The 25250-nt window shown below is 68.1% G+C and carries 20 protein-coding genes and 2 rRNA genes; 13 read left to right on the forward strand and 9 right to left on the reverse strand.

Features of this window, described 5'->3' with window-relative positions; all coding sequences use genetic code 11:
• Positions 1-324: 324 nt before the first annotated feature.
• The 4 genes from pstS to pstB all read left to right on the forward strand — a co-directional run bounded on the left by pstS (position 325) and on the right by pstB (position 4614).
• Positions 325-1446: a phosphate ABC transporter substrate-binding protein PstS gene (gene pstS / locus QOM21_RS15830; RefSeq protein ID WP_407550702.1), complete on the forward strand. Its 1122-nt coding sequence runs from the start codon at positions 325-327 to the stop codon at positions 1444-1446.
• A gap of 142 nt (positions 1447-1588) precedes the next feature.
• Complete coding sequence (gene pstC / locus QOM21_RS15835) at positions 1589-2590, forward strand: phosphate ABC transporter permease subunit PstC (RefSeq protein ID WP_407550703.1); 1002 nt, start codon at positions 1589-1591, stop codon at positions 2588-2590.
• A gap of 8 nt (positions 2591-2598) precedes the next feature.
• Positions 2599-3675 carry a phosphate ABC transporter permease PstA gene (gene pstA / locus QOM21_RS15840; RefSeq protein ID WP_407555693.1) on the forward strand — a complete coding sequence of 359 codons (1077 nt, stop codon included), beginning with the start codon at positions 2599-2601 and terminating at the stop codon, positions 3673-3675.
• 162 nt (positions 3676-3837) lie between these two features.
• Positions 3838-4614: a phosphate ABC transporter ATP-binding protein PstB gene (gene pstB, locus QOM21_RS15845; RefSeq protein ID WP_407550705.1), complete on the forward strand. Its 777-nt coding sequence runs from the start codon at positions 3838-3840 to the stop codon at positions 4612-4614.
• Positions 4615-5077: 463 nt separating this feature from the next.
• Here pstB and QOM21_RS15850 read toward each other — a convergent pair whose 3' ends face one another.
• Both QOM21_RS15850 and QOM21_RS15855 read right to left on the reverse strand, forming a co-directional pair.
• Positions 5078-6076: an inorganic phosphate transporter gene (locus tag QOM21_RS15850; RefSeq protein WP_407550707.1), complete on the reverse strand. Its 999-nt coding sequence runs from the start codon at positions 6074-6076 to the stop codon at positions 5078-5080.
• Between the two features lie 9 nt (positions 6077-6085).
• A complete protein-coding gene (locus tag QOM21_RS15855; protein ID WP_398559661.1) occupies positions 6086-6706 on the reverse strand; it encodes a DUF47 domain-containing protein in 621 nt (206 codons plus the stop codon).
• 194 nt (positions 6707-6900) lie between these two features.
• Between QOM21_RS15855 and QOM21_RS15860 the strand changes: the two genes are divergently transcribed.
• A complete protein-coding gene (locus QOM21_RS15860; protein WP_407550709.1) occupies positions 6901-7302 on the forward strand; it encodes a metal-sensitive transcriptional regulator in 402 nt (133 codons plus the stop codon).
• Between the two features lie 111 nt (positions 7303-7413).
• Here QOM21_RS15860 and QOM21_RS15865 read toward each other — a convergent pair whose 3' ends face one another.
• Together QOM21_RS15865 and QOM21_RS15870 are read right to left on the reverse strand one after the other, a co-directional pair.
• Positions 7414-7629, reverse strand: coding sequence for a hypothetical protein (locus QOM21_RS15865; protein WP_407555694.1), 216 nt, complete (start codon positions 7627-7629; stop codon positions 7414-7416).
• Between the two features lie 143 nt (positions 7630-7772).
• Positions 7773-8630 carry a hypothetical protein gene (locus tag QOM21_RS15870; protein WP_407550711.1) on the reverse strand — a complete coding sequence of 286 codons (858 nt, stop codon included), beginning with the start codon at positions 8628-8630 and terminating at the stop codon, positions 7773-7775.
• Positions 8631-8802: 172 nt separating this feature from the next.
• On the opposite strand from QOM21_RS15870, the gene QOM21_RS15875 reads away from it, so the two are divergent.
• Both QOM21_RS15875 and QOM21_RS15880 read left to right on the forward strand, forming a co-directional pair.
• Entirely contained in the window at positions 8803-9084 is a 282-nt protein-coding gene (locus QOM21_RS15875; protein WP_407550713.1) for a hypothetical protein, read from the forward strand.
• A gap of 241 nt (positions 9085-9325) precedes the next feature.
• Positions 9326-10930, forward strand: a complete 1605-nt coding sequence (locus QOM21_RS15880) for an FAD-binding oxidoreductase (RefSeq protein WP_407550715.1) — start codon at positions 9326-9328, stop codon at positions 10928-10930.
• 111 nt (positions 10931-11041) lie between these two features.
• On the opposite strand, the gene QOM21_RS15885 is transcribed toward QOM21_RS15880, so the two are convergent.
• A complete protein-coding gene (locus QOM21_RS15885; RefSeq protein ID WP_407550717.1) occupies positions 11042-11764 on the reverse strand; it encodes a phosphatase PAP2 family protein in 723 nt (240 codons plus the stop codon).
• 205 nt (positions 11765-11969) lie between these two features.
• Positions 11970-12974 (reverse strand): NlpC/P60 family protein, encoded by a 1005-nt coding sequence (locus tag QOM21_RS15890; protein WP_407550719.1) that lies wholly within the window; start codon positions 12972-12974, stop codon positions 11970-11972.
• Positions 12975-13608: 634 nt separating this feature from the next.
• On the opposite strand from QOM21_RS15890, the gene QOM21_RS15895 reads away from it, so the two are divergent.
• The 6 genes from QOM21_RS15895 (at position 13609) to QOM21_RS15920 (ending at position 21141) form a co-directional block, all read left to right on the forward strand.
• The gene (locus tag QOM21_RS15895) at positions 13609-13917 is read left to right on the forward strand and encodes a hypothetical protein (RefSeq protein WP_393894892.1); all 309 of its coding nucleotides are present in this window, start codon (positions 13609-13611) and stop codon (positions 13915-13917) included.
• A gap of 459 nt (positions 13918-14376) precedes the next feature.
• The gene (locus QOM21_RS15900) at positions 14377-15225 is read left to right on the forward strand and encodes a hypothetical protein (protein WP_407550721.1); all 849 of its coding nucleotides are present in this window, start codon (positions 14377-14379) and stop codon (positions 15223-15225) included.
• A complete protein-coding gene (locus QOM21_RS15905) occupies positions 15215-16552 on the forward strand; it encodes a hypothetical protein (RefSeq protein WP_407550723.1) in 1338 nt (445 codons plus the stop codon). Before QOM21_RS15900 ends, QOM21_RS15905 begins: the two co-directional genes overlap by 11 nt.
• Positions 16549-18111 (forward strand): SCO6880 family protein, encoded by a 1563-nt coding sequence (locus QOM21_RS15910; RefSeq protein WP_407550724.1) that lies wholly within the window; start codon positions 16549-16551, stop codon positions 18109-18111. The genes QOM21_RS15905 and QOM21_RS15910 overlap by 4 nt, the downstream gene beginning before the upstream one ends.
• Before the next feature lie 28 nt (positions 18112-18139).
• The gene (locus QOM21_RS15915; protein WP_393894918.1) at positions 18140-19564 is read left to right on the forward strand and encodes an ATP-binding protein; all 1425 of its coding nucleotides are present in this window, start codon (positions 18140-18142) and stop codon (positions 19562-19564) included.
• A complete protein-coding gene (locus QOM21_RS15920) occupies positions 19561-21141 on the forward strand; it encodes a type VI secretion protein (protein ID WP_407550726.1) in 1581 nt (526 codons plus the stop codon). Before QOM21_RS15915 ends, QOM21_RS15920 begins: the two co-directional genes overlap by 4 nt.
• Positions 21142-21243: 102 nt before the next feature.
• Here QOM21_RS15920 and QOM21_RS15925 read toward each other — a convergent pair whose 3' ends face one another.
• The 3 genes from QOM21_RS15925 to QOM21_RS15935 form a co-directional block, all read right to left on the reverse strand.
• Complete coding sequence (locus QOM21_RS15925) at positions 21244-21390, reverse strand: hypothetical protein (RefSeq protein ID WP_407550728.1); 147 nt, start codon at positions 21388-21390, stop codon at positions 21244-21246.
• Between the two features lie 322 nt (positions 21391-21712).
• Positions 21713-21830 (reverse strand): 5S ribosomal RNA (gene rrf / locus QOM21_RS15930).
• A 74-nt stretch (positions 21831-21904) separates the two neighbouring features.
• Positions 21905-25028: ribosomal RNA gene (locus QOM21_RS15935) — 23S ribosomal RNA — on the reverse strand.
• Positions 25029-25250 lie beyond the last annotated feature (222 nt).

Consider the following 25250-nt stretch of genomic DNA (forward strand, 5'->3'; position numbering starts at 1 on the left):
TCGATCCGCACCGATTCGCGTCTTCGCCTCAGGCGCGGATGCTGCCATACCGACCGGTAATTCAACAGAGCGACGGGCGGTTTCTCCCCAGCCTTCCGGCACACCGCACCCTCACACCCACCTGATGGCCGAGGTTCACCCTGCGTTCACTCCCCTCCATCGGCGGCTTCACCTGATCTGCCTAATTTCGGCCTCACCGAGTACGCGCCACGCCTTCGGGCCCGGCGCCGCCCGGCCGGCTGACACCCGCTCCCCGCGGCAGCCCCCATCTGCTCTCACCCGCACGCCGACGTAGCGGCGCGCCCCAGGAAGGAACTTTCGACAGTGAAGCTTCAGCGCAAGAACCGGGTTCGCGCCCTCGCCGTTGGCGCTCTCGCCGTCTCCGGTGCCCTGGCCCTGACGGCGTGCGGCTCCGACGACACCAGCGCCTCCCCCGGCGGTACGGCCGCCAAGCCCGGCAGCATCAAGTGCGACGGCAAGGGCAAGCTGCTCGCCTCCGGCTCCTCCGCGCAGAAGAACGCCATGGACGTCTGGGTGCAGAACTACTCGGGCGCCTGCAAGGACACCGAGATCAACTACCAGCCCACGGGCTCCGGTGCCGGTATCACCACCTTCCTGCAGGGCCAGACCGCGTTCGCCGGCTCCGACTCGGCGCTCAAGCCCGACGAGGTCGCGAAGTCGAAGAAGATCTGCAAGGGCGGACAGGCCGTCAACCTCCCGATGGTCGGCGGCCCGATCGCGGTCGGCTACAACGTGCCCGGCGTGGACGACCTCGTGCTGGACGCCGCGACCCTCGGCAAGATCTTCGACTCGGAGATCACCAACTGGAACGACCCCGCGATCAAGAAGCTGAACCCGGGCGCCAAGCTGCCCGACCTCAAGATCCAGGCGTTCCACCGCTCCGACGACTCGGGCACCACCGACAACTTCACCAAGTACCTCAAGGGCGCGGCCCCGGCCTCCTGGAAGCACGAGCCCGCGAAGACCTGGGAGGGCAAGGGCGGCCAGGCGGCCTCCGGCTCGGCCGGCGTCTCCTCGCAGGTCAAGCAGACCAGCGGCGCCATCTCCTACTTCGAGCTGTCGTACGCCACGGCCTCCAAGATCCCCACCGCCAAGCTGAACACCGGCGCCAAGGCCCCGGTCGAGGCCACCGTCGACAACGCCTCCAAGGCGATCGGCGAGGCCGAGCAGGTCGGCAAGGGCGACGACCTCGCGCTGGAGCTCAACTACACCTCCAAGGCCGAGGGCGCCTACCCGATCACCCTCGTGACCTACGAGATCGCCTGCGACAAGGGCAACAAGGCCGAGACGCTGCCCGCCACCAAGTCCTTCCTGACGTACGTCTCCAGCAAGGAGGGCCAGACCGCCCTCAAGGAGCTGGGCTACGCCCCGCTGCCCACCGAGATCGCCGACAAGGTCCGCAAGACCGTCAAGACGCTCTCCTGACCCACCGGGCGGCGGCCCCACACCGCCGTACGGCCACCCGGCCGCCACCCGGCCGCCGAGGCCGTCAGGCCCCATGGGCCGCCGCCCGTCCGGTGCACCGCCGCGCCAGGAGCCCCCACCGGCTCCGCAGACCGGAGAAACCATGACTTCCACACAGTCGATAGCCGACACACCCCCGCCACCTCCGCCTTCCGACGAGCTCTCCGCCGTCTCCGGCAAGGCGGTACGCCCCGGAGACCGGATCTTCCTCGGGTTCTCCCGCGGCTCGGGCATCACCCTGCTGGTGATCATGGCCGCCATCGCGGCCTTCCTCACCTACCGGTCCGTGCTCGCCATCTCCGGCGACAAGGCCAACTTCTTCACCACCCTGGAGTGGAACGCCACCGGGGCGGAACCGAAGTTCGGCATCGCCGTCCTCGCCTTCGGCACCGTCGTCAGCTCGGTGATCGCGATGGTCATCGCGGTCCCGGTCGCGGTCGGCATCGCCCTGTTCATCTCGCACTACGCGCCGCGCAAGCTGGCCTCGCCGCTCGGCTACGTGATCGACCTGCTCGCCGCGGTGCCCAGCATCATCTACGGCCTGTGGGGCGCGCTCTTCCTCGTCCCCCACCTGACCGGCCTGTACAGCTGGCTGGACGACTACCTCGGCTGGACCGGCATCTTCGCGTACGGCGACGGGGCCGCCCGCTCGCTGTTCACCGTCGGCATCCTCCTCGCGATCATGATCCTGCCGATCGTGACCAGCGTCAGCCGCGAGGTCTTCCTCCAGGTCCCGAAGATGCACGAGGAGGCCGCGCTCGCGCTCGGCGCCACCCGCTGGGAAGTCGTCCGCATGTCGGTGCTGCCCTTCGGACGCTCCGGGATCATCAGCGCCTCCATGCTGGGCCTGGGCCGCGCGCTCGGCGAGACGATGGCCGTCGCCACGGTCCTCTCCCCCAGCTTCCTCATCGGCACCAGCCTGCTGGACCCGGGCGGCGGCACGTTCGCCCAGAACATCGCCAGCAAGTTCAGCGAGGCCGATGAGTTCGGCCAGGACGCCCTGATCGCCTCCGGCCTCGTCCTTTTCGTGATCACGCTGCTCGTCAACGGCGCGGCCCGCCTGATCATCGCCCGCCGCAAGGAGTACTCGGGAGCCAGCGCATGAGCGACGTCATGACGGAACGCCGACCGCTTACCGACTCCGGCGACAGCCCGCTCCCGGTCTCCCTCAAGCAGGCCCGGCTCCCCCGCTGGACCCCGCCGGCCCTCGCGCTCGTCGCGGCGGGCATCGGCGTCGGCACCGGCCTGGCCGCCGGCCTGACCAGCAGGATCCAGTGGGGTCTGATAGCCGCCGTGCTGTTCATCGTCGGCACCTACGTCCTCGGCACGATCGTCGAGGGCGGCCGGCAGGCCAAGGACCGGCTGGCCACCAGCCTGGTCTGGATCGCCTTCCTGCTCGCCGTCGTACCGCTCGCCTCGCTGCTGTGGGAGACGGTCGCCCGCGGCACCAAGGTGCTCGACGGCTACTTCCTGTCCCACTCGATGGGCACCCTCCCGGACGCGTTGCCCGGCGGCGGCATCTACCACGCGATCATCGGCACCCTGGAGCAGGTGGGCCTGGCGACGCTGATCGCCGCGCCGATCGGTCTGCTCACCGCGATCTACCTCGTCGAGTACGGGCGCGGCAGGCTCGCCAAGGCCGTCACCTTCTTCGTGGACGTGATGACGGGCATCCCCTCCATCGTGGCGGGTCTGTTCGTCCTGTCCGTGTGGATCCTGATCCTCGGCTTCGGCCCGTCCGGCTTCGCCGGCGCGATGGCTCTGGCGATCCTGATGATGCCGGTCGTGGTCCGCTCCACCGAGGAGATGCTCAAGCTCGTCCCGAACGAGCTGCGCGAGGCGTCGCTCGCTCTCGGCGTCCCGAAGTGGCGCACCATCCTCAAGGTCGTGCTGCCCACCTCGATCGGCGGCATCACCACCGGCGTGATGCTCTCCATCGCCCGCATCACCGGTGAGACCGCCCCGGTGCTGCTCCTGGTGTGGGGCGCGAAGACGATCAACAACAACCCCTTCGAGGGCGCCCAGCAGTCGCTTCCGCTGTACGTCTTCCAGCAGTGGCAGCAGGGCTCCGAGGCCTCCTACGACCGCGCGTGGGCGGCGGCCTTCGTCCTCATCGCGTTCGTCATGGTCCTCAACCTGCTGGCGCGTGGCATCGCCCGCTGGAAGGCCCCGCGCGGAGGACGGAGTTGAGCTGCAGCGGAGGTCGGGGGTCGCGCCTGAGGAACGAGGGCACGGCACCCGGCCGGAGCGGAAGCGAAACGACGTCCGACCAACCAGAACGGCCCGGCCGTTAAGGCACCCGATAATGCGGCTCCGCCTGATCGGGGCCAACGGAAAGAAGCAGTGATCTCCATGGCCAAGCGAATCGATATCAGCGGTCTTTCCGCCTACTACGGCGGCCACAAGGCCATCGACGACATCTCCATGACCGTCGAGCCCCGCTCGGTGACGGCCTTCATCGGCCCGTCCGGCTGCGGCAAGTCCACCTTCCTGCGCACGCTGAACCGTATGCACGAGGTCACCCCCGGTGGCCGCGTCGAGGGCAAGGTGATGCTGGACGACGAGAACCTCTACGGCTCCGGTGTCGACCCGGTCGCCGTGCGCCGCACCGTCGGCATGGTCTTCCAGCGTCCGAACCCGTTCCCCACGATGTCGATCTTCGACAATGTGGCGGCGGGTCTGCGGCTGAACGGCTCGTACAAGAAGAACGACCTCAAGGACGTCGTCGAGAAGTCCCTGCGGGGCGCCAACCTCTGGAACGAGGTCAAGGACCGCCTCAACAAGCCCGGCTCGGGCCTGTCCGGCGGCCAGCAGCAGCGTCTGTGCATCGCCCGTGCCATCGCGGTCGAGCCGCAGGTCCTGCTGATGGACGAGCCGTGCTCGGCGCTCGACCCGATCTCCACCCTCGCCATCGAGGACCTGATCGGCGATCTGAAGGAGCGCTTCACGATCGTCATCGTGACGCACAACATGCAGCAGGCGGCCCGTGTCTCGGACCGTACGGCCTTCTTCAACCTCGCGGCCGTCGGGCAGCCCGGCAAGCTGGTCGAGATCGACGAGACCGAGCGGATCTTCTCCAACCCGTCGGTCCAGGCGACCGAGGACTACATCTCGGGCCGCTTCGGCTGAGCCGCCGCGGCCGGGCGTCGTCGCGCGGCAGGGCCGCGCCGTGGCCCCTCTCACGTCCTGCGGTGCTGCATGGCGGTGCCACCGCATGACGAAGGGCCCGCCCCTCCTTCCCGGGGGGCGGGCCCATTCCGTGGTGCCGTACGACCGGAGGGGGGTCGTACGGCACCACGGACGTCCGCCGGGCGCGCCCGGCGGAGGCCGCTCAGGATCTGCCGACCGGAGTCACACGAGCTGCTGCCGTGACGCACCTCACCTCGCGGAGGGGGCAGTGCAGAGGCCGGAGCCGGTCGCCTCCCGAACGAGCCGGCACGGGAGCAGCCCCCGAGCCGCAGGCGACCGCACGCTCAGCGGTCAGGCAAGCACAGGGGGCGCCGGCGGGGCCGCACGCACAGCCGCCCCAGGGCCCGCACGCACAAAGGCCCGCCCCCTACCCAGGGAGCGGGCCCACGTCTGTGCCGTTCGGTCAGGAGAAGCCGAGCTGGATGACCCAGAAGGCCAGCGCGGCGACCACCGCCGCCGCCGGCATGGTGATGAACCAGCCCATCACGATGTTCTTGGCGACGCCCCAGCGCACGGCTCGCGAGCCCTTGGTCGAGCCCACGCCCATGATGGCGGAGGTGATCACGTGCGTGGTGGAGATCGGCGCGTGGAACATGAACGACGCGGTGTACATCACCGAGGCGGCCGTGGTCTCCGCGGCGAAGCCCTGCGGCGGGTCAAGCTCGATGATCCGCCGGCCCAGGGTCCGCATGATCCGCCAGCCGCCGGCGTACGTGCCGAGCGAGAGCGTGATCGCACAGGCCAGCTTGACCCAGATCGGGATGGCGTCGTTGAAGTCCTCGACATCGGCGATGACCAGGGCCATCACCACGACGCCCATGGTCTTCTGCGCGTCCTGCAGACCGTGGCCGAGTGCCATGCCCGCCGCCGAGACCGTCTGCGCTATGCGGAAGCCGCGCTTGGCCTTGTGGGGGTTGGACTTACGGAACATCCACAGGATGACGACCATCACCAGATAGCCGAGCAGCAGGCCGATGACGGGCGAGATGAACATCGGCAGGACGACCTTCTCGACCACCCCGGTCCAGATCACCTCCGTGCCACCCGCGAGCGCCGCGCCGACCATGCCGCCGAACAGGGCGTGCGAGGAGGACGAAGGCAGCCCGAAGTACCAGGTGACGAGGTTCCAGACCACCGCGCCGAGCAGGGCGGCGAAGAGGATTCCCATCCCCTTGTTGCCCTGCGGTGTGGCGATCAGCCCTTCGCTGACCGTCTTGGCGACCCCGCTGCCCAGGAAGGCACCTGCGAGATTCATCACCGCGGCCATCGCCAGCGCCGCCCGCGGGGTGAGTGCCCGCGTCGAGACCGAGGTCGCGATGGCGTTCGCGGAGTCGTGGAAGCCGTTCGTGTACGTGAAACCGAGCGCGACCGCAATGGTCACGATGAGCGCGAAGGTGTCCATGGCCGGGGCTCAGGACTCCTTTACCGCGATGGTCTCGACCGTGTTGGCGACATGCTCGAACGCGTCGGCCGCCTCTTCCAGGATGTCCACGATCTGCTTGAGCTTGAGGACCTCGATGGCGTCGTACTTGCCGTTGAAGAGGTGCGCGAGCAGCTTGCGGTGGATCTGGTCGGCCTGGTTCTCCAGACGGTTGACCTCGATCCAGTACTCGGTGAGGTGGGACATCGTCCGCAGGTTGGGCATCGCCTCGGCGGTCAGTACCGCGGCCCGCGCCAATACCTCGATCTGCTGGTCGACGCCCTTGGGCAGCTCTTCGACCTTGTAGAGGACGACCAGGTCAACGGCCTCCTCCATGAAGTCCATGATGTCGTCGAGCGACGAGGCGAGGTTGTAGATGTCCTCGCGGTCGAACGGCGTGATGAACGAGGAGTTCAGCTGGTGGAAGATCGCGTGGGTCGCGTCATCACCCGCGTGCTCCGCCGCCCGCATCCTTTCGGCGATCTCTGCCCGCGCGGAGGCATCCGCCCCGAGCAGTTCCATCAGGAGCTTCGAGCCCGTGACGATGTTGTCCGCGGAGGCGGCGAACATGTCGTAGAAGCTCGTCTCCCTGGGGGTCAGACGAAAGCGCACGTGAAATCCTCGGGGTGCATCGGATTCGGTCGGGTTGATGCTAGGCGCATCATCCAGCCACTGCTAACCGGCATTCCTTCAGTGTCGCCCATCGGGCAGCATGCTTTGCACGGGGTACCGCAGGTGCCCGCAAAGTTCGGTACCATATACCCACTAGGGGTATACGAATCGCCTAGATACCACGGGAGACGGCCATGACGAGCACGGACGCCGACACCAACGGCAGCACCGGAGCCGCCGCGGCCCCCGACGCTCCCCCGCCGGAAACTGTCCCCCAAGGCGACCCGAATGCCGTGACCAACCACGATCTGGGCATTCACGGCTATGCACACCAAAAGGACGCCCACCTCAAGCGGCTGCGCCGCATCGAGGGCCAGATCCGCGGTCTGCAGCGGATGCTCGAGGAAGACGTCTACTGCATCGACATCCTCACGCAGGTCTCGGCGAGCACGAAGGGCCTGCAGTCCTTCGGCCTCCAGCTCCTGGAGGAGCACCTGCGCCACTGCGTCGCGGACGCGGCCGTCAAGGGGCCCGAGGCCATCGACGCCAAGGTCCAGGAGGCCACCAAGGCCATCGAACGGATGCTGCGCACCTGACCCGGACCGGCAATCCGTCCGAGCCGCCCCGTAAAGCGAGCCGGACCCTGCGCCCCCCGGGCCGTCGCCCCTCACCCTCCGGTCGCCGACCTCGCGTCTGGAGCGTCGCGCCTAGAACCGTCTCGCCGCACCGGGCCACGGCCGCACCGACTCCGTGACCTCGACCTCATCCCCGTCGACGTCCAGCACCTCGTCGATACGGTCCGGGCTGAGCCGATCCTCGGTGGCGGCGGCCGCCGCGATCATCAACTCACCAGTCAGCTCGATCTCGACGAGGGCCACATGGTCCTGAACCGTCGCATGGCGGTGGGGCGACACGTACCGCACCTCCTCCTCCGAGCGCCTTGCCACGCCTCTGGTGGTTACCGCCCAGAGTAGGGACGGCAGCACCCTCCGCGCATGGCACGGATGGACCATTTCCGCCACCTGGAAAACCCCTGTGGCACATGCCCCACGCGCCCGGATGCCCCCTATCGCCCCGCCGAAGCGATCCGGCCCGCGTAGATGTCGCTGTCGTCCGGCAGGCGCACCGTGACCTTGGTGCCGAAGGCGTACAGCTCCGTGGTGGAGGTCACCGACGCGCCCTTCGGTACACCGTTGGCGAAGTGGAAGCGGTGGCGCACCTTGCGCAGCCGGCCGGCGTCGTCCAGGAACGCGTCGAACGGCACGGCATCGGTGGTGAACCCTTTCTCCGCGGCGACCAGCGCCGGCCGGCTGCGCGCCGACGCGGCCGCGGCCGCCGTGCCGATGTCCGTTGTGCCGCGGTAGTGCCGGACCAGGACGCCGTCCAGCAGTTCCTGCCCCTCGTACGCCACATCCCGTGCCCCGCGCAGCAGTTCGGCGGCGGCGAGCGGATCGGTCGCGCCGCCGGTCACCAGATTCCCGTCCGTCAGCGAGGCGGTGTCGACCCGCACCCACTTGTCGGCGGGCACCCCGGCGCCGCGGTTCTTCATGTAGAGGGCGCCCGGCGCGAGGATCTCCGTGATCGGCTGGTGGCCGCCGCTCGGCCGGCCCGCCGGATCGGGCAGCACGACCAGCAGCTGCCCGCTGTTGGTGCGGAAGTCGTAGTTGCCGGTGCCCCGGATGGCGACGCGGGTTCCGCCGCTCACCGTCTCCATCGCCGTACGGACCTTGGCGGTGCCGGCCCTGAGCAGCACATCGGCGCTTCTGCGGAGGTCCGCGGCGGCCGACCGGTCCGATGGCGCGTGGTCGTCGGCCGCCGCTCCGTTGGGGGAACAGCCCGTCGCCAGCAGTCCGACCGCCAGACCCGTCCCGCACGCCACGGCCATGGTGACCGCGCCGCCACCTCGCCTGCCCTGCACCACCATCGCGTACGAGCCCCCTCGGCCGCTGTGTTCGAGACGGCCGCTGCCGGCCGGTCTGTTCCGGACGGTCGGACATTTCGCCAACGGCACGTTGGACAAAGCGCCAACCGCCCAGTTCAACGACTGTTACGGGGGGCCGTCACGCACCGGCACCCGAGGCGCGTAGCGTGGCCGCGTGCCCGACCGAGCCCCTCACGACCCGCCGCGAGGTCCCGCCAGGCCCTCCGGCGCCCCCGGCGGCAGCGCCCCGGCCGCGCAGCCGGCCTCCCCGGACGGAGCCGCTCAACGGCACGAGGCCGCCACCACCGAACGCGGTTCCTTCTGCCTGGCCCTGTGCAACTGCGGCTGGTCCGGGCCGGCCCGGCGCGCACGCTCCCAGGCGCGTACGGACGCAGAGCGCCACCTGACCGCCGCCGAGGCCGCCGACGAACCGGCCTCCTGGCGCCACCTGGAATGAGCCGGTCCGCCGCGGGAACCCCTCGCCCTCATTCCGCATCTGGGTAATGAGACAGCGGGCCCCACAGCGGGACCGGACCAAACGGACGGCACGGGACAGCACTCGGCAATACCGGACACACCGCGACGCGAGGGAAGCGCATTGCCGTGGCCGTCCGACCGCGCGCTCCCGGCACGAGCCCCGCGACCAGCGGCCGAGCGGCCGACGGGGCCGGGCCGTACGACTTCGAGGGGGCACTCCAGTGAAACGGCGCACACTCCTGCACACCGGCGGTGGGCTCGCGGCGACCGCGGTCGCCTGGGCCACCGGCTGCCATGCCACCGGTGGCGGCGCGAGCGCCGCGTCCTCCCGGTCCGCCGCGGGGGCGGCCACCGGGACCGTACCGGCCGACGCCTCCGCCCGCGCCGCCAAGGGCGCCGCCTCGAAAGCCTCGTGGAGCGCACTCGGCAAAAGCCTGGACGGCAGCCTCGTCCGCCCCTCCGACGCCTCGTACGCGACGGCCCGCCGCCTCTACAACACCCGCTACGACACGCTGAAGCCGTCGGCCATCGCCTATGTCAAGCACCCTGCCGACATAGCCGAATGCCTTGCCTTCGCGCGCCGTTACGACGCCCCGGTCGCCATCCGCAGCGGCGGCCACTCCTACGCCGGCTGGTCCAGCGGCAACGGCAAGCTCGTCATCGACGTCTCCTCCCTCGCCAAGGTCGGGGCGCCGTCCGGCGGCATCACCCGAATAGGCGCCGGCGCCAAGCTCATCGACGTCTACGAGGGCCTGGCGCCGCACGGCGTGACCGTCCCCGGCGGCTCCTGCCCCACCGTGGGCATATCCGGCCTGACGCTCGGCGGCGGCCACGGCGTGGTCTCCCGGGCGTACGGCCTGACCTGCGACAGCCTCGTCGGCGCCACCCTCGTCACCGCCGACGGCAAGACCGTCGACTGCGACCGCTCCCGGCACGCCGACCTGTTCTGGGCGCTGCGCGGCGCGGGCAACGGCAACTTCGGGGTGGTCACCGAGCTGCGCTTCCGGACCCACCCGGCGCCGCCCGCGGTGATGGCGTACATGACCTGGCCGTGGGCCAAGGCGGCGGCGGTGCTGGCCTCCTGGCAGAAGTGGGGCCCGGTGCAGGCCGACGAGATATGGTCCGCCTGCCACCTCGACGCCCGGCCCGGCGGCACCCCCGGCGTCTCCGTGGCGGCCTTCTCCCTCGGCGGCTACCGCGAACTGCAGAACGCCGTCGACAAGCTCGCCGACCAGCCGGGCGGCCCCGGCCCCGCGACCACCGTCCGGCTGAACCGCATCGGCTATCTCGACGCGATGGAGGCTTACGCGGGCTGTTCGTCGAAGACCACCGCGCAGTGCCACACGCCGGGCACCCTGCCGGGCCAGACCGGCGCCGGACAGCTGGGCCGCGAAACCTACGCCGCCCGCTCGCACTTCTTCGACCGCTCGCTCTCCGCGACCGGCATCCGCACGGTGCTCGACCAGATCGAGAGCGCCGGCCGCAAGGGCGTCAACGGCAATGTCGCGCTGACCGCACTGGGCGGCGCGATCAACCGCGTGGGCCGCACCGACACCGCGTTCGTGCACCGCGGATCGCGCTTCCTCGCCCAGTACTTGGCCTCCTGGCCGTCCAACGGATCGTCCGGTACGCGCACCGCATGGCTGGATTCCTTCCACGCCGCGATGCGCCGCCACTCCTCCGGCGCCGCCTACCAGAACTACACCGACCCGGGCCTGACCGACTGGAAGTCCGCCTACTACGGCCAGGCCGCCACCCGGCTCGCGGACGTCAAGCGGACGTACGACCCGGAGCGGCTCTTCAGCACCTTCCCGCAGGCGCTCTGACGGCGCATACACGGACGGCCCGGCCCCTCTGAAGGGGTCGGGCCGTTCGTGTCCGCCAGGTCGTCAGCCGCGGCGCCGGGGAGAGCGAGTCCCCCGGCTCCCGACTGTGTGTCAGGCCGCCAGATCCTTGTCGCGCTTGTCGTGCCGCGTCGCACCGGGGGCCTCGTCGCCGAGGCCGTCGTCGTCGGCCTGCGCCGCGCCCGCGGGCTCCGCCACGACGCCGGGCGCCTGCACCAGCCATCCGATCCGCGACCTGCCGATCGCGCTCGTCAAGGGGACCAGCAGGGCCTGCGCGAGCGGTGCGAGCAGCAGGGCGACGGCGGTGCCCAGCGCGAAACCGCCGACCACGTCGGTCGGGTAGTGGACGCCCATGTAGACCCGGCAGAAGCCTTCGAGCAGCGCCAGACCGATGCCGATCAGACCGTAGGTGCGGTGGGCGACGAACAGACCCACGCCGACCGCCATCGTCAGCGTGGCGTGGTCGCTGACGAACGAGAAGTCGCTCTTCCCGGGGATCAGCACTTCCAGCCCGGCGTGGTCCTTGAACGGCCGTGGCCGCTCGACGAACGCCCGGATCGGAATGTTGGCCAGCAGCGCCAGTCCGGCGGCCAGCGGCGCCCAGACCAGGCCCGCGACGGCGGCCGGTGCGTTCGGCTTGCGGCGCGCGGCCCACCAGGCGACCAGGCACAGCACCGCGAGCGCGGCGATGATGCCGTATTCGCCGATGTACTCCATCGCGCGGTTGACCCAGTGCGGGGCGTCCTTCGCGAGGCCGTTGATGCCGTCGAGCACGTCGACATCCGGGTTCGGCCCCTCGAATGCGAGTTCAGCCATCTGCCGCGGCCCCTTATCTTTCACGCGCGCGAGCGCCTTGGTGTGCTGCCGGCCCCCGTGGTCGTCGAGCGTCTGCTGCCATGAGCGCTGCTACGTCCCCACGCAAAGGAAACGCGATGTACGGGCCCGGCGTTCCACTCTCCACCCAATGATCACCAGGACGTTATCGAAGCTTGACTCATCGCCGCAGTTCAGGGCCCTATGTTCACGCAGCGTTCGCGCCGGGGAGCGCTTTTGCGCCATCCGACGTGACCCTCGTCGCACCGATGTAGTCCGGCGTGTCGATCTTGTCGAACCGGATCACCGCACCCGTGTACGGCGCGTTGATCATGTACCCGCCACCCACATACATCCCGACGTGGTGAATCGACCGCGGATCCTTCAGGTCGTGCGCGAAGAACACCAGGTCACCCGGGAGCAGCTCGCTGCGCCGCGGATGCGGCCCGGCGTTCCACTGATCGTTCGCCACCCGGGGCAGCTCGATGCCCACCGAGTGATAGGCCGCCTTGGTCAGCCCGGAACAGTCGAACCTGCCGCCCTGCTCGGCTGTCCCGTTTCCGCCCCACAGATAGGGCGTACCGAGCTTCTCCTGCGCGTAATAGATCGCCCCGGCGGCCTGCTTCGAGGACGCCACGGGCCCCACCGGCGCCTCGAAGCTCTTCGCCAGGGTCGTGATGGTCTTCACGTAGTTCTGCGTCTCACGGTACGGCGGCACACCCTGGTACTGGATGACGCGGTACGCCCCCGCGTTGTACGCCGCGAGCATGTTGTGCGTGGCGTTGCCCGGCGCGTCCTTCACATACTTCGCGAGCTCGCAGTCGTACGACGCAGCGGACGGAATCGCATCCTCCGGATCCCAGACGTCCCGCTTGCCGTCGCCGTTGCCGTCGATGCCGTGGGTCTGCCAGGTCCCCGGGATGAACTGCGCCATGCCCTGCGCGGCGGCGGGGCTCTGCGCCTTCGGGTTCCAACCGCTCTCCTGGTAGAGCTGCGCCGCGAGCAACGCCGGGGAGATCGCCGGGCAGAGCGTGCCCCACTTGGCGACCAGCGACTGATACGCGGCCGGCACCGCACCCTTCGCCAGGCCCACGGCCCGGCCGCCGGCTCCGGCCATCCCCGCGGCGGCGGAATACGTGCCGATCACGAGCAGCGCGAGGAGGCAGAGCACCAGCCCCGCCCCTATCCCACCGGCAATCCAGAATTTCCGCACGCCCCAACCCTCCCCCATTCAGGCGCGGTTCACCGCCCTTTCGACCGTCCGGGCGCGCATTGCCGCCGCACGGCAGCGCACGGCGCGGCGCAGGGGGCGCTCCGCCGGGCGCGATGCCCGCACCAGGATGACAACCTCATTCGCGGTACGTCGAGTTCGGCCCTGCTGGCGTCGGGGGCCGCTGCGACGGTCGTCGCCCGAGCCGACGGGCCCGGCCGCCGTACACCGCCCGCGCGCCGCCCTTCGGCGAGAACCGGCCACATTCACTCGCCCCGAGCGACTCCCGCCACCGTCGCCGCCATTTCACCGCCGGGCACGGGACTCCCGCACCCTCGACGCGACGGCCCGGGAGTCAGGCCAGTTCAACGCTCCGGAACCCCATCCGACCCTCCGGACCGCGCCCCCGTCTCCCCCTGATGATCATTGCTCAGCGTGACACGCCGTGATACACACAGTGAGACTAATGGGTCCAATGGGCGGCTTGCGCACGCACACACACGCCACTCCCACGGGATCCGTCAAAGAAAGCCGCCAAGTCGACATCCCAAGGCGTCTTTGTCAGCGAAGATAGAGGCTGACCTGTGCCATGCGGCGCGGGCACACAACTACCCACCAAGGGGCGGTGAGTTCACACATGTTCATTGCAGCCGAAAAGGGCGACATCACCACCATCATCGGCGGAATCGCCCCCGACTGGGGGCCGTTCGGCAGCCTGGGCAACGAAGCCCGCGTGATGATCGAAGTGGTCATGGCAATCGCGATCCTGCTGTGCCTCGGCATCGCGATCTGGGGAGCGGCCAAGCAGCGCATCGGCGCCACCGCCCTCCGCGACACCTTCAGCGCCGAGCAGGGCAAGGGCCTGATCGTGGCCGGACTGACCGGCGTCTTCATCATCGGCTCCCTGGGGACGCTCTTCACCATCGTCTACGGCATGGCGGTCTAGCCGCAGCCATCCGCCGCCGCACCTCCGGCACGGGCCCCGGCCCGGCGCCACCCCCTGTGCGCCCCCGCTCGGCACCTCTCCGCCGTCCCGTGCCCCCGCTCGCCTCCCACCGGCCCCACCCTCCCTCCCGAGGCCACATGCTGACGCCCGATCACCCCGGCCAGACGCACCTCTCGGCGCGCCTTCGCCACCCCCGCCACCAGGGGACCGATTGGGCTGCCCGGTACGCGGGGACAGGAAGGCCCGGAGGCAAGACGGCCGTAGCGGACACGGGACGGACACCGGGCACAAATGACCCAGAGTCCCCCATTCGCCTCTGCCGCTCAGCATCTGAGGAACCGTCACGGTGAGATGTACTCGTACCACTTCGCCCGAGCCGCCGCCCACGCGGCTACGGTCATATGAGGGCGGCACTACGACGGCACAGAAGGCGATGTCGGCAGAGGGGGCACAGGCGCGATGAGTCTCAGCGATGACGGCGGCTACGGCGGCGACCACCGCGGGTCCGAGACGGGCCAGACGCGTACGAGACTTCCCGACGGCGACAACGACGCCTACGGAACGGGACGGCGGCCCCGGGCGGGCGGCCTGTCCAGCCGGAACCTCGTCACAATCGTGGGCGTGGTGGTCCTGCTGATCGCCGCCATCGCCTTCGCCAACCGCGGCGGGAGCGGCAACAGCGAGACCGCCTCGGACGACACCGCCCAGGACGCCGCCGCCCGGCCGACCGCCCCCACCGGCACCAAGCCGGTCAACGGCAAGAACGGCGACATCGCCGCAGGCTTCGCCAAGACGGAGCAGGGGGCACAGTCGGCGGCGGCGAATTTTGCGGTGGCGCTGGGATCCGAGCGGATGTTCAAGGTCAACAGCCGCCATCAGATCGTGGACGCGGTATACGCACCAAAGGCCGCATCGAATCTCAAGGGGCCTCAGGACAAGGCCTACTCAAAGGCATTCCTGCGCAAGCTCGGGCTGGACCCCGCGGGCAACGCCCCCAAGGGCAAGACTTTCATCTCGCGCACCATCCCCGTGGGAACCAAGGTCGAGCAGTTCACGGACGGCACCGCCAAGGTCTCCGTCTGGTACACGGGCCTCATCGGCATGGCCGGCGCGGGCTCCACCGACCCCGTGCGCACGGACTGGAAGACCTGGACGTTCGACCTGTCGTGGACCGACGGCGACTGGAAGGTTGCCGCAGACTCCCAGAAGAACGGACCTGCGCCGATCGCAGGGGATGTTCCCGCTTCCGGAGCGGATGAAATGACCAAGGCGGTCGAGCAGTACGGAGGCTTCACTTATGCCAGGTAGCGCGCGCCGCCGAGTGGTCTCCATCGCAGCCGTCCTGACGAGCGTGCAGACCGCAGCCTTCATGTTGGCCACACGTGCCGTGGCAGCTCCGACGCCGACGCCTTCACCAGGCAAGAGCAACGAGCCCTGTGACCTGCTCATCGGTCCGGCGAAGGAGTACTGCCAGGACGGCGACAAAGCCGGCTCCAACGCCCCCTCCCCCTCGACCAACCCCCTCGACAACAACCCCCTCGACCCCCTCGAATCCCTCGCCAAGGGCTGTGCCAAAGCCGCCGCCTGGATCGTCACCAAGCTGTCCGAGGCCGTGAAGTCCACCTCGCAGGTGGACTTCACCAACACCACCTTCCTGCGCCAGTACGCCGTCGTCTTCGCGGCGTCGACGATCCTGACGCTGGTCCTGTGGCTGCTCGCGGTCGCCAAGCGTGCCGTGCGCGGGGTGCGGCTCACCGAGGCGATCGGCGAGGCCGTGGGGTTCTTGTGGCTGACGGTCCTGGCGTCCGCGTTCACGCCCCTCATCCTCTACACGATCGTCTCGGCGACCGACGGCGTCACCGAGATCATCGCCAAGGGGACCGGCGCCCAGACCGACACCTTCTTCGGGTCGTTCTCGCAGGCGCTCACGAAGGGCACCGACATCGGCGGCGGCCCGATCATGCTGATCGTGGTGTCACTGGTCTCCGTCCTGGCCGCCGGCGTGCTCTGGCTGGAGCTGGTGATCCGCGCCGCGCTGCTGTACGTCGGGGCGCTGCTGGGCACCGTCGTGTACGCCGGTCTGGTCGACAAGAACATGTGGGGCCACGTCCGCCGTTGGGCGGGCATCATGATCGCGGTGATCATGGTGAAGCCGGTGATCGTGATCGTGCTCGGCATCGCCGGCGCGCTCTCCCACGACAAGGGCCCCAACGCCTTCTCCGCGGTCGTCTCCGGCCTCGCGATCATCCTGCTGGCCATCTTCGCCAGCGCCGTGATCTACCGCTTCGTCCCCGGCTTCGGCGACGAGATGGTCTCGGCCCGCTCCAACAAGGGCCGGGCCACCGACGGCAGCCAGGCCGCCGCCATGATCTCCTCTCCCGCCGCACTGGTCTCCCAGGGCATCAAGACCCACAGCTCGCGCAGCTCCGGCGGCGACGGCGGACAGCAAGGCGCCCAGGGCGGCCAGTCCCGGCCCGCAGACGCGGTCTCCGGTGGCGTCGCCGCGCACAGCTCCCGCCCCTCCGGCGGCCGACCCACCACCCCCGCACCCCGTTCGAACCCCAACCCCGGCCCGAGCACCAGCGCCCACGGCAGCGCCCGCACCGGCAAGACAGCAGGAGGTGATGGGCGTTGACCACGCAGTCCCACCCGATCGCGCCCCGTCGCACGTATCTGATCGGCCGCGCCCGGCCCAACGCGATCGTCGGCAAGAACCGCGAGACCGGTGAGATCGCGTTGATCATCGCGGGCGCGTTCATCGGCATGATGTGCGGCCTGCTGGTGCCCGTGCTGCCCCTGCGGATCGCGACGCTCACCGGCTTCCCGATGCTGGGCCTCGCCCTCGTCTACGTCCCCTACAAGGGCCGTACGTTCTACAAGTGGTTCGAGATCAACCGCAGTTACCGCCGCACGGTCCGCCGCGGCACCACCTACCGCTCCGCCGCCGTCGAGGCCGGCGTGCGCCTCGACGGACGCGAGGTCGAGATCGGCCCGCCGCCCGGCATCGGCCGGATCAACTGGCTCGCCGCCCCGTTCGGCCCCGACGAGATCGCCGTACTGCTGCACGCCGACCGCAAAACCGTCACCGCCGCCATCGAGATCGAGGGCCCGGGCGTCGGCCTGCGCGACAGCGAGGACCAGGAAGCCCTGGTCGACCGCTTCGGGACGCTCCTCAAGCACGTCGCGAACGGCGACGGCTTCGTGACCCGCCTGCAGATCCTGGCGCGTACGCTGCCCGCCGACCCCGACGCGCACGCCAAGGACGTCGCCCAGCGCGGCGACCACGCCTCCCCCAACTGGCTGCAGGAGTCCTACGAGCAGCTCCAGTCGATGGTCTCCACCTCCTCCGAGCAGCACCGCGCCTACCTCGTCGCCTGCATGCACTACACCCGCGAGCTGGCCGCCGAGGCGCACACCATGGCCCGCGCCGCCCGCACCCACCGCGGCGGCCTGATCCGCCAGAAGCTCGACCGCGACGCCGGCCTGGCCGTCGTCATGGCCCGCGAGCTGACGGACATCTGCGCCCGTCTGGCCGAGGCGGACATCCGCGTGCGCCAGCCCCTCGGCCAGGGGCGCCTGGCCTCCCTGGTGCACTCCATGTACGACCCGGACCACCCCATCGACCACATCCAGGCCATGAGCAAGCGCAACGCCTGGCCGGCCGAGCTGGACGCGATGGAGCCGACGTACCTCCAGGCCAAGACCCGCGAGTCCACCACCCGCGCGCCCTGGTGCCACTCCACCGCCTGGATCAAGGAATGGCCGCTGACCCCGGTCGGCGTCAACTTCCTCGCGCCCCTCCTGGTCCACACCCCCGACGTGATCCGCACCGTCGCGGTCTGCATGGACCTGGAACCGACCGAGGTCGCCATCGAGCGGATGCTGACGGAGAAGACCAACGACGACGCCGAGGCCAGCCGCGCGGCCAAGATGAACCGCGTGGTCGACCCGCGCGACGTCGCCCACCACGGCCGCGTCGACCAGCGCGGCGAGGACCTCGCGTCCGGCGCCGCCGGCGTCAACCTCGTCGGCTACATCACGGTCTCCTCCCGCTCGCCCGAAGCCCTGGCCCGCGACAAGCGCACCATCCGCGCCTCCGCCGGCAAGTCCTACCTCAAGCTGGAATGGTGCGACCGCGAGCACCACCGGGCCTTCGTCAACACCCTTCCTTTCGCGACCGGGATCCGCCGCTAAGCCGCTGGGAGGCGCGTACGTCATGGCCATGCTCGACCCGCTCGGAGCACTCACCGACGCATTCACCAGCTTCCTGTTCGGGAAGGTGGAGACGACACGGCTGCCCGTACGCACCTCCACCGGCCAGGCCCAGGCCGTCTACCTGCCCACCGCGGCCCCCGGACTCGGCGACTCCGGCGTGATCATCGGCCGCGAGGTCTACAGCGGCAAGGGCTATATCTACGACCCCTTCCAGCTCTACGGCCAGCAACTCCCCGCACCCCACTGGCTGGTCCTGGGCGAGTCCGGCAACGGCAAGTCCGCCCTGGAGAAGACCTACGTCCTGCGTCAGCTCCGCTTCCGCGACCGCCAGGTCGTCGTCCTCGACGCACAGGGCGAGGACGGCGTCGGCGAATGGAACCTCATCGCCCAGGAGCTGGGAATAACTCCCATCCGCCTGGACCCCACCGCGGCCCTCAACGGCGGCATCCGCCTCAACCCCCTCGACCCCTCCATCACCACGACGGGTCAGCTGGCCCTGCTGCGCACCATCATCGAGGTCGCGATGGGCCACGGCCTGGACGAACGCTCCGGCTTCGCCCTCAAGGTCGCGCACGCCTTCGTCAACGAGACGATCACTGACCGGCAACCCGTCCTGACCGACATCGTCGAGCAGCTGCGGCACCCGGAAGCGGACTCCGCCGAGGCGATGAACGTCGACATAGACGACGTCCGCGCCTGGGGCCTCGACGTGGCGCTGGTCCTGGACCGCCTCGTCGACGGCGACCTGCGCGGCATGTTCGACGGCCCGACCTCCGCCGGCATCGACCTCGACTCACCGCTGATCGTCTTCGACCTCTCGCACATCGACCGCAACTCCATCGCGATGCCGATCCTGATGGCGATCGTCGGCGTCTGGCTGGAACACACCTGGATCCGGCCCGACCGCAAGAAGCGCATCTTCCTGGTGGAAGAGGCCTGGCACATCATCAACTCGCCGTTCGTCGCGCAGCTCTTCCAGCGGCTGCTGAAGTTCGGCCGACGCCTCGGCCTGTCCTTCGTCGCCGTCGTCCACCACCTCAGCGACGTGGTCGACGGCGCGGCCGCCCGCGAGGCCGCCGCGATCCTCAAAATGGCGTCCACCCGCACGATCTACGCCCAGAAGGCCGACGAGGCACGCGCCACCGGACGGGTACTCGGCCTGCCACGCTGGGCCGTCGAGATCATCCCCACCCTCACCCCCGGCATCGCCGTCTGGGACGTCAACGGCAACGTCCAGGTCGTCAAGCACCTCATCACCGAGGCCGAACGCCCGCTGGTCTACACCGACCGCGCGATGACCGAGGCGTCCTCGATGATGACGGACGAGGCACGCGCCATCGAACGCGCGGCGGACGCGGAGGCCGAGGAGCGCGCCGAAGCACTGGCGATGGCGAGGCAGTTGAGGGACGAGTCGAGCGAGACGGTGGCGTGAGGCGCGGATACGAACAGGGCCGGGACGGCCGGGAGCGCGGCATCCCCGACTCCCTGCTGATCGGGCTGCTCGCCTTCCTCCTCGGCCTGACCCTGCTGGTGTGGACGGCAACCGGCCTCGCCGGGCTCCTCGCCCACGGCTCCTGGCCCGACGGCGTCACCTACCCCGGCACACCGATGGCCCTGCGGCACCTCGCCTCCGCACCGCACAACCTGGCCGCGGCCTGGCCCGACACCCCCAAGGACCAGCTCTCCGGCTACGGCCTGTTCTGGGGCATCCTCATCAGCCAACTGATGGTGCTGCTGGTCCTGACGATCTTCACGCTCGGTACGGTCACCCGCTACCGCGCCGTCCGCGCCGCCCGCCGCGAGGCCGTCCGCGCAGCTCGTGACGACGCACGCGCGGACGCACGCGAAGCCGCCCGGCAGGCCCCGGCACCCCGCGCGGAGACCGCACTCGCCCCGGCAGCCGCCGGCAGCCCTGCCGTGCCCACCGACACCGCGGCCACCCGGCCCCCGGAGCCCACCCCGGTACCGCACCCGGTCGCCCCGACCCCGGTTCCCTCCCCCCTGACCGCCTCCCCCGCCGACGACGCGCTCCCCGTGCCGCCCCCCACGACCGCGGCCGCCGACCTCACCGAACCAGCGCTCCCCCGCGTGCAGTTCGGTACGGACCGCGCCGCCGCCCTCGCCACGGCCGCCGCCACCATCGCGACCGCCGAAGGCGCGCTCATCGTCGCCACCTCCGACCCCGCCCTCTGGGCCGAGACCAAGAACGCCCGCGCCAAACTCGGGCCGGTCCTGACCTACGACCCCACACACCTCCTCGACACCCCGGCCCGGCTGCGCTGGTCGCCGACCGCGGGCTGCGAGGACATCGCCACCGCCACCACCCGCGCCGCCGCCCTGCTGGCCCCCGTCCGCCCGGCGAGTACCCTGGACTCGGCCGTCGCGGACGCCGCCCAGACCCTGCTGCGCTGCTGGCTGCACGCCGCCGCCGTCGAAGGCCGGCCCTTCCGTCAACTGCACCGCTGGGCCCACACCACGGGCGCCGCCCAGGAGCCCGTACGCATTCTGCGCACCCACCCCAAGTCCTCCGCCGGCCAGGCGGGCGAGCTGGAGTCCGTCCTCACCGCCCACGCCGAACGCCGCGAAATGGCCAAAGAGTTGGTCAACCGCTCACTGGCCGCCCTCTCCTCGATCCACATCCGCGACGCCTGCAATCCACTCCGAGCAGATTCGCTCGTTCTCGAATCATTCGTCGACGAAGGGGGAACGCTCTACGTGGTGGGCGAATCCCTCGAGGATCCGCGCACCGATCCGGGTGCGATGCCGCTGCTCACCGCACTCCTCTCCAGCGTGGTCGAGCACGGCCGCCGCATGGCCGAACGGTCATCTGACGGTCGGCTCGACCCACCACTCACCCTGGTCCTGGACGACATCGCCGCCCTGGCGCCCCTCCCCGCGCTCCCCGATCTCCTCGAAACGGGCCACCTGCGCGGCATGCTGACGCTGGCGACCATGCGCTCCCAGGAACAAGCCCGCGCACGCTGGCCCCACCGCTCCGTACAGCCCTGACGAACCGCCACATCCCCGCACCACGCCACCTGCCGCAGGACCACCCCTACGGCCCTCCTGACGGCCCCCGCACGCCCCAGGCGCCCTGCCGCCCTGCGGCCGTCAGATGCCCGCCCCGGCCCCATAGACCCGCAGAATCGCCCGCACGCCGCAGTTGACCCTCTTCTCCACGAACTCCAGCGGCACTTCAAGCGCCCCGAAGTACGACGCCCGGGTGCCCTCCGCGCCCACCAGTTGAAGGCAGGCCATTGCCCTCTACCGCGAGCAGTGGCAGGCCAAGCCCGTCGGCTTCGTCTCGTAGGAGGGCTGGCCGACGGCCTCTTCCACATGGCATGCGACAAAAATTCGACGAAACCGCTGCCCTCGAGGACCCCGAGAGCCGCAATAGCGCCGCGAAGATATTGCTCGACCAACTCGCCTGGTGGGCAGAGGTACTTCGCGCCGGCAATGCGGCCACGCCTACAGCGCCTGACGCCCGAAAGAGTCCGCCGCATTTTCCGTCTCTTCGTTCCGGAAACGCGTGTAAGCCCCGCAGGAACCGAAGTTCCCACGGGGCTTACACACAAAGATTGTTCGGCGGCGTCCTACTCTCCCACAGGGTCCCCCCCTGCAGTACCATCGGCGCTGAAAGGCTTAGCTTCCGGGTTCGAAATGTAACCGGGCGTTTCCCTAACGCAATGACCACCGAAACACTATGAAGTTAACCAACCCGGCAAAAACACAGGTCGTTACTTCAGAACCTACACAGTGGACGCGAGCAACTGAGGACAAGCCCTCGGCCTATTAGTACCAGTCAACTCCAACCGTTACCGGTCTTCCATATCTGGCCTATCAACCCAGTCGTCTACTGGGAGCCTTAACCCCTCAAAGGGGGTGGGAGTACTCATCTCGAAGCAGGCTTCCCGCTTAGATGCTTTCAGCGGTTATCCTTTCCGAACGTAGCCAACCAGCCATGCCCTTGGCAGGACAACTGGCACACCAGAGGTTCGTCCGTCCCGGTCCTCTCGTACTAGGGACAGCCCTTCTCAATACTCCTACGCGCACAGCGGATAGGGACCGAACTGTCTCACGACGTTCTAAACCCAGCTCGCGTACCGCTTTAATGGGCGAACAGCCCAACCCTTGGGACCGACTCCAGCCCCAGGATGCGACGAGCCGACATCGAGGTGCCAAACCATCCCGTCGATATGGACTCTTGGGGAAGATCAGCCTGTTATCCCCGGGGTACCTTTTATCCGTTGAGCGACGGCGCTTCCACAAGCCACCGCCGGATCACTAGTCCCTACTTTCGTACCTGCTCGACCCGTCAGTCTCACAGTCAAGCTCCCTTGTGCACTTACACTCAACACCTGATTGCCAACCAGGCTGAGGGAACCTTTGGGCGCCTCCGTTACTCTTTAGGAGGCAACCGCCCCAGTTAAACTACCCACCAGACACTGTCCCTGATCCGGATCACGGACCCAGGTTAGACATCCAGCACGACCAGAGTGGTATTTCAACAATGACTCCACAACCACTGGCGTGGCTGCTTCAAAGTCTCCCACCTATCCTACACAAGCCGAACCGAACACCAATATCAAGCTATAGTAAAGGTCCCGGGGTCTTTCCGTCCTGCTGCGCGAAACGAGCATCTTTACTCGTAGTGCAATTTCACCGGGCCTATGGTTGAGACAGTCGAGAAGTCGTTACGCCATTCGTGCAGGTCGGAACTTACCCGACAAGGAATTTCGCTACCTTAGGATGGTTATAGTTACCACCGCCGTTTACTGGCGCTTAAGTTCTCAGCTTCGCCACACCGAAATGTGACTAACCGGTCCCCTTAACGTTCCAGCACCGGGCAGGCGTCAGTCCGTATACATCGCCTTACGGCTTCGCACGGACCTGTGTTTTTAGTAAACAGTCGCTTCTCGCTGGTCTCTGCGGCCACCCCCAGCTCACCGAGTAAATCGGATCACCAGAAATGGCCCCCCTTCTCCCGAAGTTACGGGGGCATTTTGCCGAGTTCCTTAACCATAGTTCACCCGAACGCCTCGGTATTCTCTACCTGACCACCTGAGTCGGTTTAGGGTACGGGCCGCCATGAAACTCGCTAGAGGCTTTTCTCGACAGCATAGGATCATCCACTTCGCCACAATCGGCTCGGCATCAGGTCTCAGCCTTAACGTGTGACGGATTTACCTACCACACGGCCTACACCCTTACCCCGGGACAACCACCGCCCGGGCTGGACTACCTTCCTGCGTCACCCCATCACTCACCTACTACAAGTCTGGTTCGTCGGCTCCACCACGTCCCTTTGTCCGAAGACTCCAGGCCGGCTTCACGGACTTAGCATCGCCTGATTCAATGTTTGGCGCTTCAAAGCGGGTACCGGAATATCAACCGGTTGTCCATCGACTACGCCTGTCGGCCTCGCCTTAGGTCCCGACTTACCCTGGGCAGATCAGCTTGACCCAGGAACCCTTAGTCAATCGGCGCACACGTTTCCCACGTGTGTATCGCTACTCATGCCTGCATTCTCACTCGTGAACCGTCCACAACTCGTTTCCACGGCTGCTTCACCCGGCACACGACGCTCCCCTACCCATCACAGTCCCCGTTGGGGGTATGTACTGCAATGACACGACTTCGGCGGTGTGCTTGAGCCCCGCTACATTGTCGGCGCGGAATCACTTGACCAGTGAGCTATTACGCACTCTTTCAAGGATGGCTGCTTCTAAGCCAACCTCCTGGTTGTCTCTGCGACTCCACATCCTTTCCCACTTAGCACACGCTTAGGGGCCTTAGTCGATGCTCTGGGCTGTTTCCCTCTCGACCATGGAGCTTATCCCCCACAGTCTCACTGCCGCGCTCTCACTTACCGGCATTCGGAGTTTGGCTAAGGTCAGTAACCCGGTAGGGCCCATCGCCTATCCAGTGCTCTACCTCCGGCAAGAAACACACGACGCTGCACCTAAATGCATTTCGGGGAGAACCAGCTATCACGGAGTTTGATTGGCCTTTCACCCCTAACCACAGGTCATCCCCCAGGTTTTCAACCCTGGTGGGTTCGGTCCTCCACGAAGTCTTACCTCCGCTTCAACCTGCCCATGGCTAGATCACTCCGCTTCGGGTCTTGGGCACGCTACTCAACGCCCTATTCGGACTCGCTTTCGCTACGGCTTCCCCACACGGGTTAACCTCGCAACATACCGCAAACTCGCAGGCTCATTCTTCAAAAGGCACGCAGTCACGACTGCATGTGCAAGCACATACAGCGACGCTCCCACGGCTTGTAGGCACACGGTTTCAGGTACTATTTCACTCCGCTCCCGCGGTACTTTTCACCATTCCCTCACGGTACTATCCGCTATCGGTCACCAGGGAATATTTAGGCTTAACGGGTGGTCCCGCCAGATTCACACGGGATTTCTCGGGCCCCGTGCTACTTGGGTGGTTCTCAAGCAAGCCGTTGATGTTTCAGCTACGGGGGTCTTACCCTCTACGCCGGGCCTTTCGCATGCCCTTCGCCTACACCAACGGTTTCTGACTTGCCTCATCGCCGGCAGACGATGAAAGAGAACTCCCACAACCCCAACCACGCAACCCCTGCCGGGTATCACACGTGACTGGTTTGGCCTCATCCGGTTTCGCTCGCCACTACTCCCGGAATCACGGTTGTTTTCTCTTCCTGCGGGTACTGAGATGTTTCACTTCCCCGCGTTCCCTCCACACTGCCTATGTGTTCAGCAGCGGGTGACAGCCCATGACGACTGCCGGGTTTCCCCATTCGGACACCCCCGGATCAAAGCTTGGTTGACAGCTCCCCGGGGCCTATCGTGGCCTCCCACGTCCTTCATCGGTTCCTGGTGCCAAGGCATCCACCGTGCGCCCTTAAAAACTTGGCCACAGATGCTCGCGTCCACTGTGCAGTTCTCAAGCAACGACCAGCCACCCATCACCCCGCCACACAAGGCGAGTTCACTGGGGCCGGCATCACGAAGGTCCAGACTCGAAAGTCCGTACCCTCAGATACCCAACAGCGTGCCCGGCCCACCCGATCCATCCTCACGTTCCACGCCGAAGCAGTACTAATGACAACCAACCGAATGTGCCGAATAGTCAACGTT

Source organism: Streptomyces sp. Pv4-95 (genome assembly GCF_045782725.1).
In the GTDB taxonomy this organism is placed as follows: Bacteria; Actinomycetota; Actinomycetes; order Streptomycetales; family Streptomycetaceae; genus Streptomyces.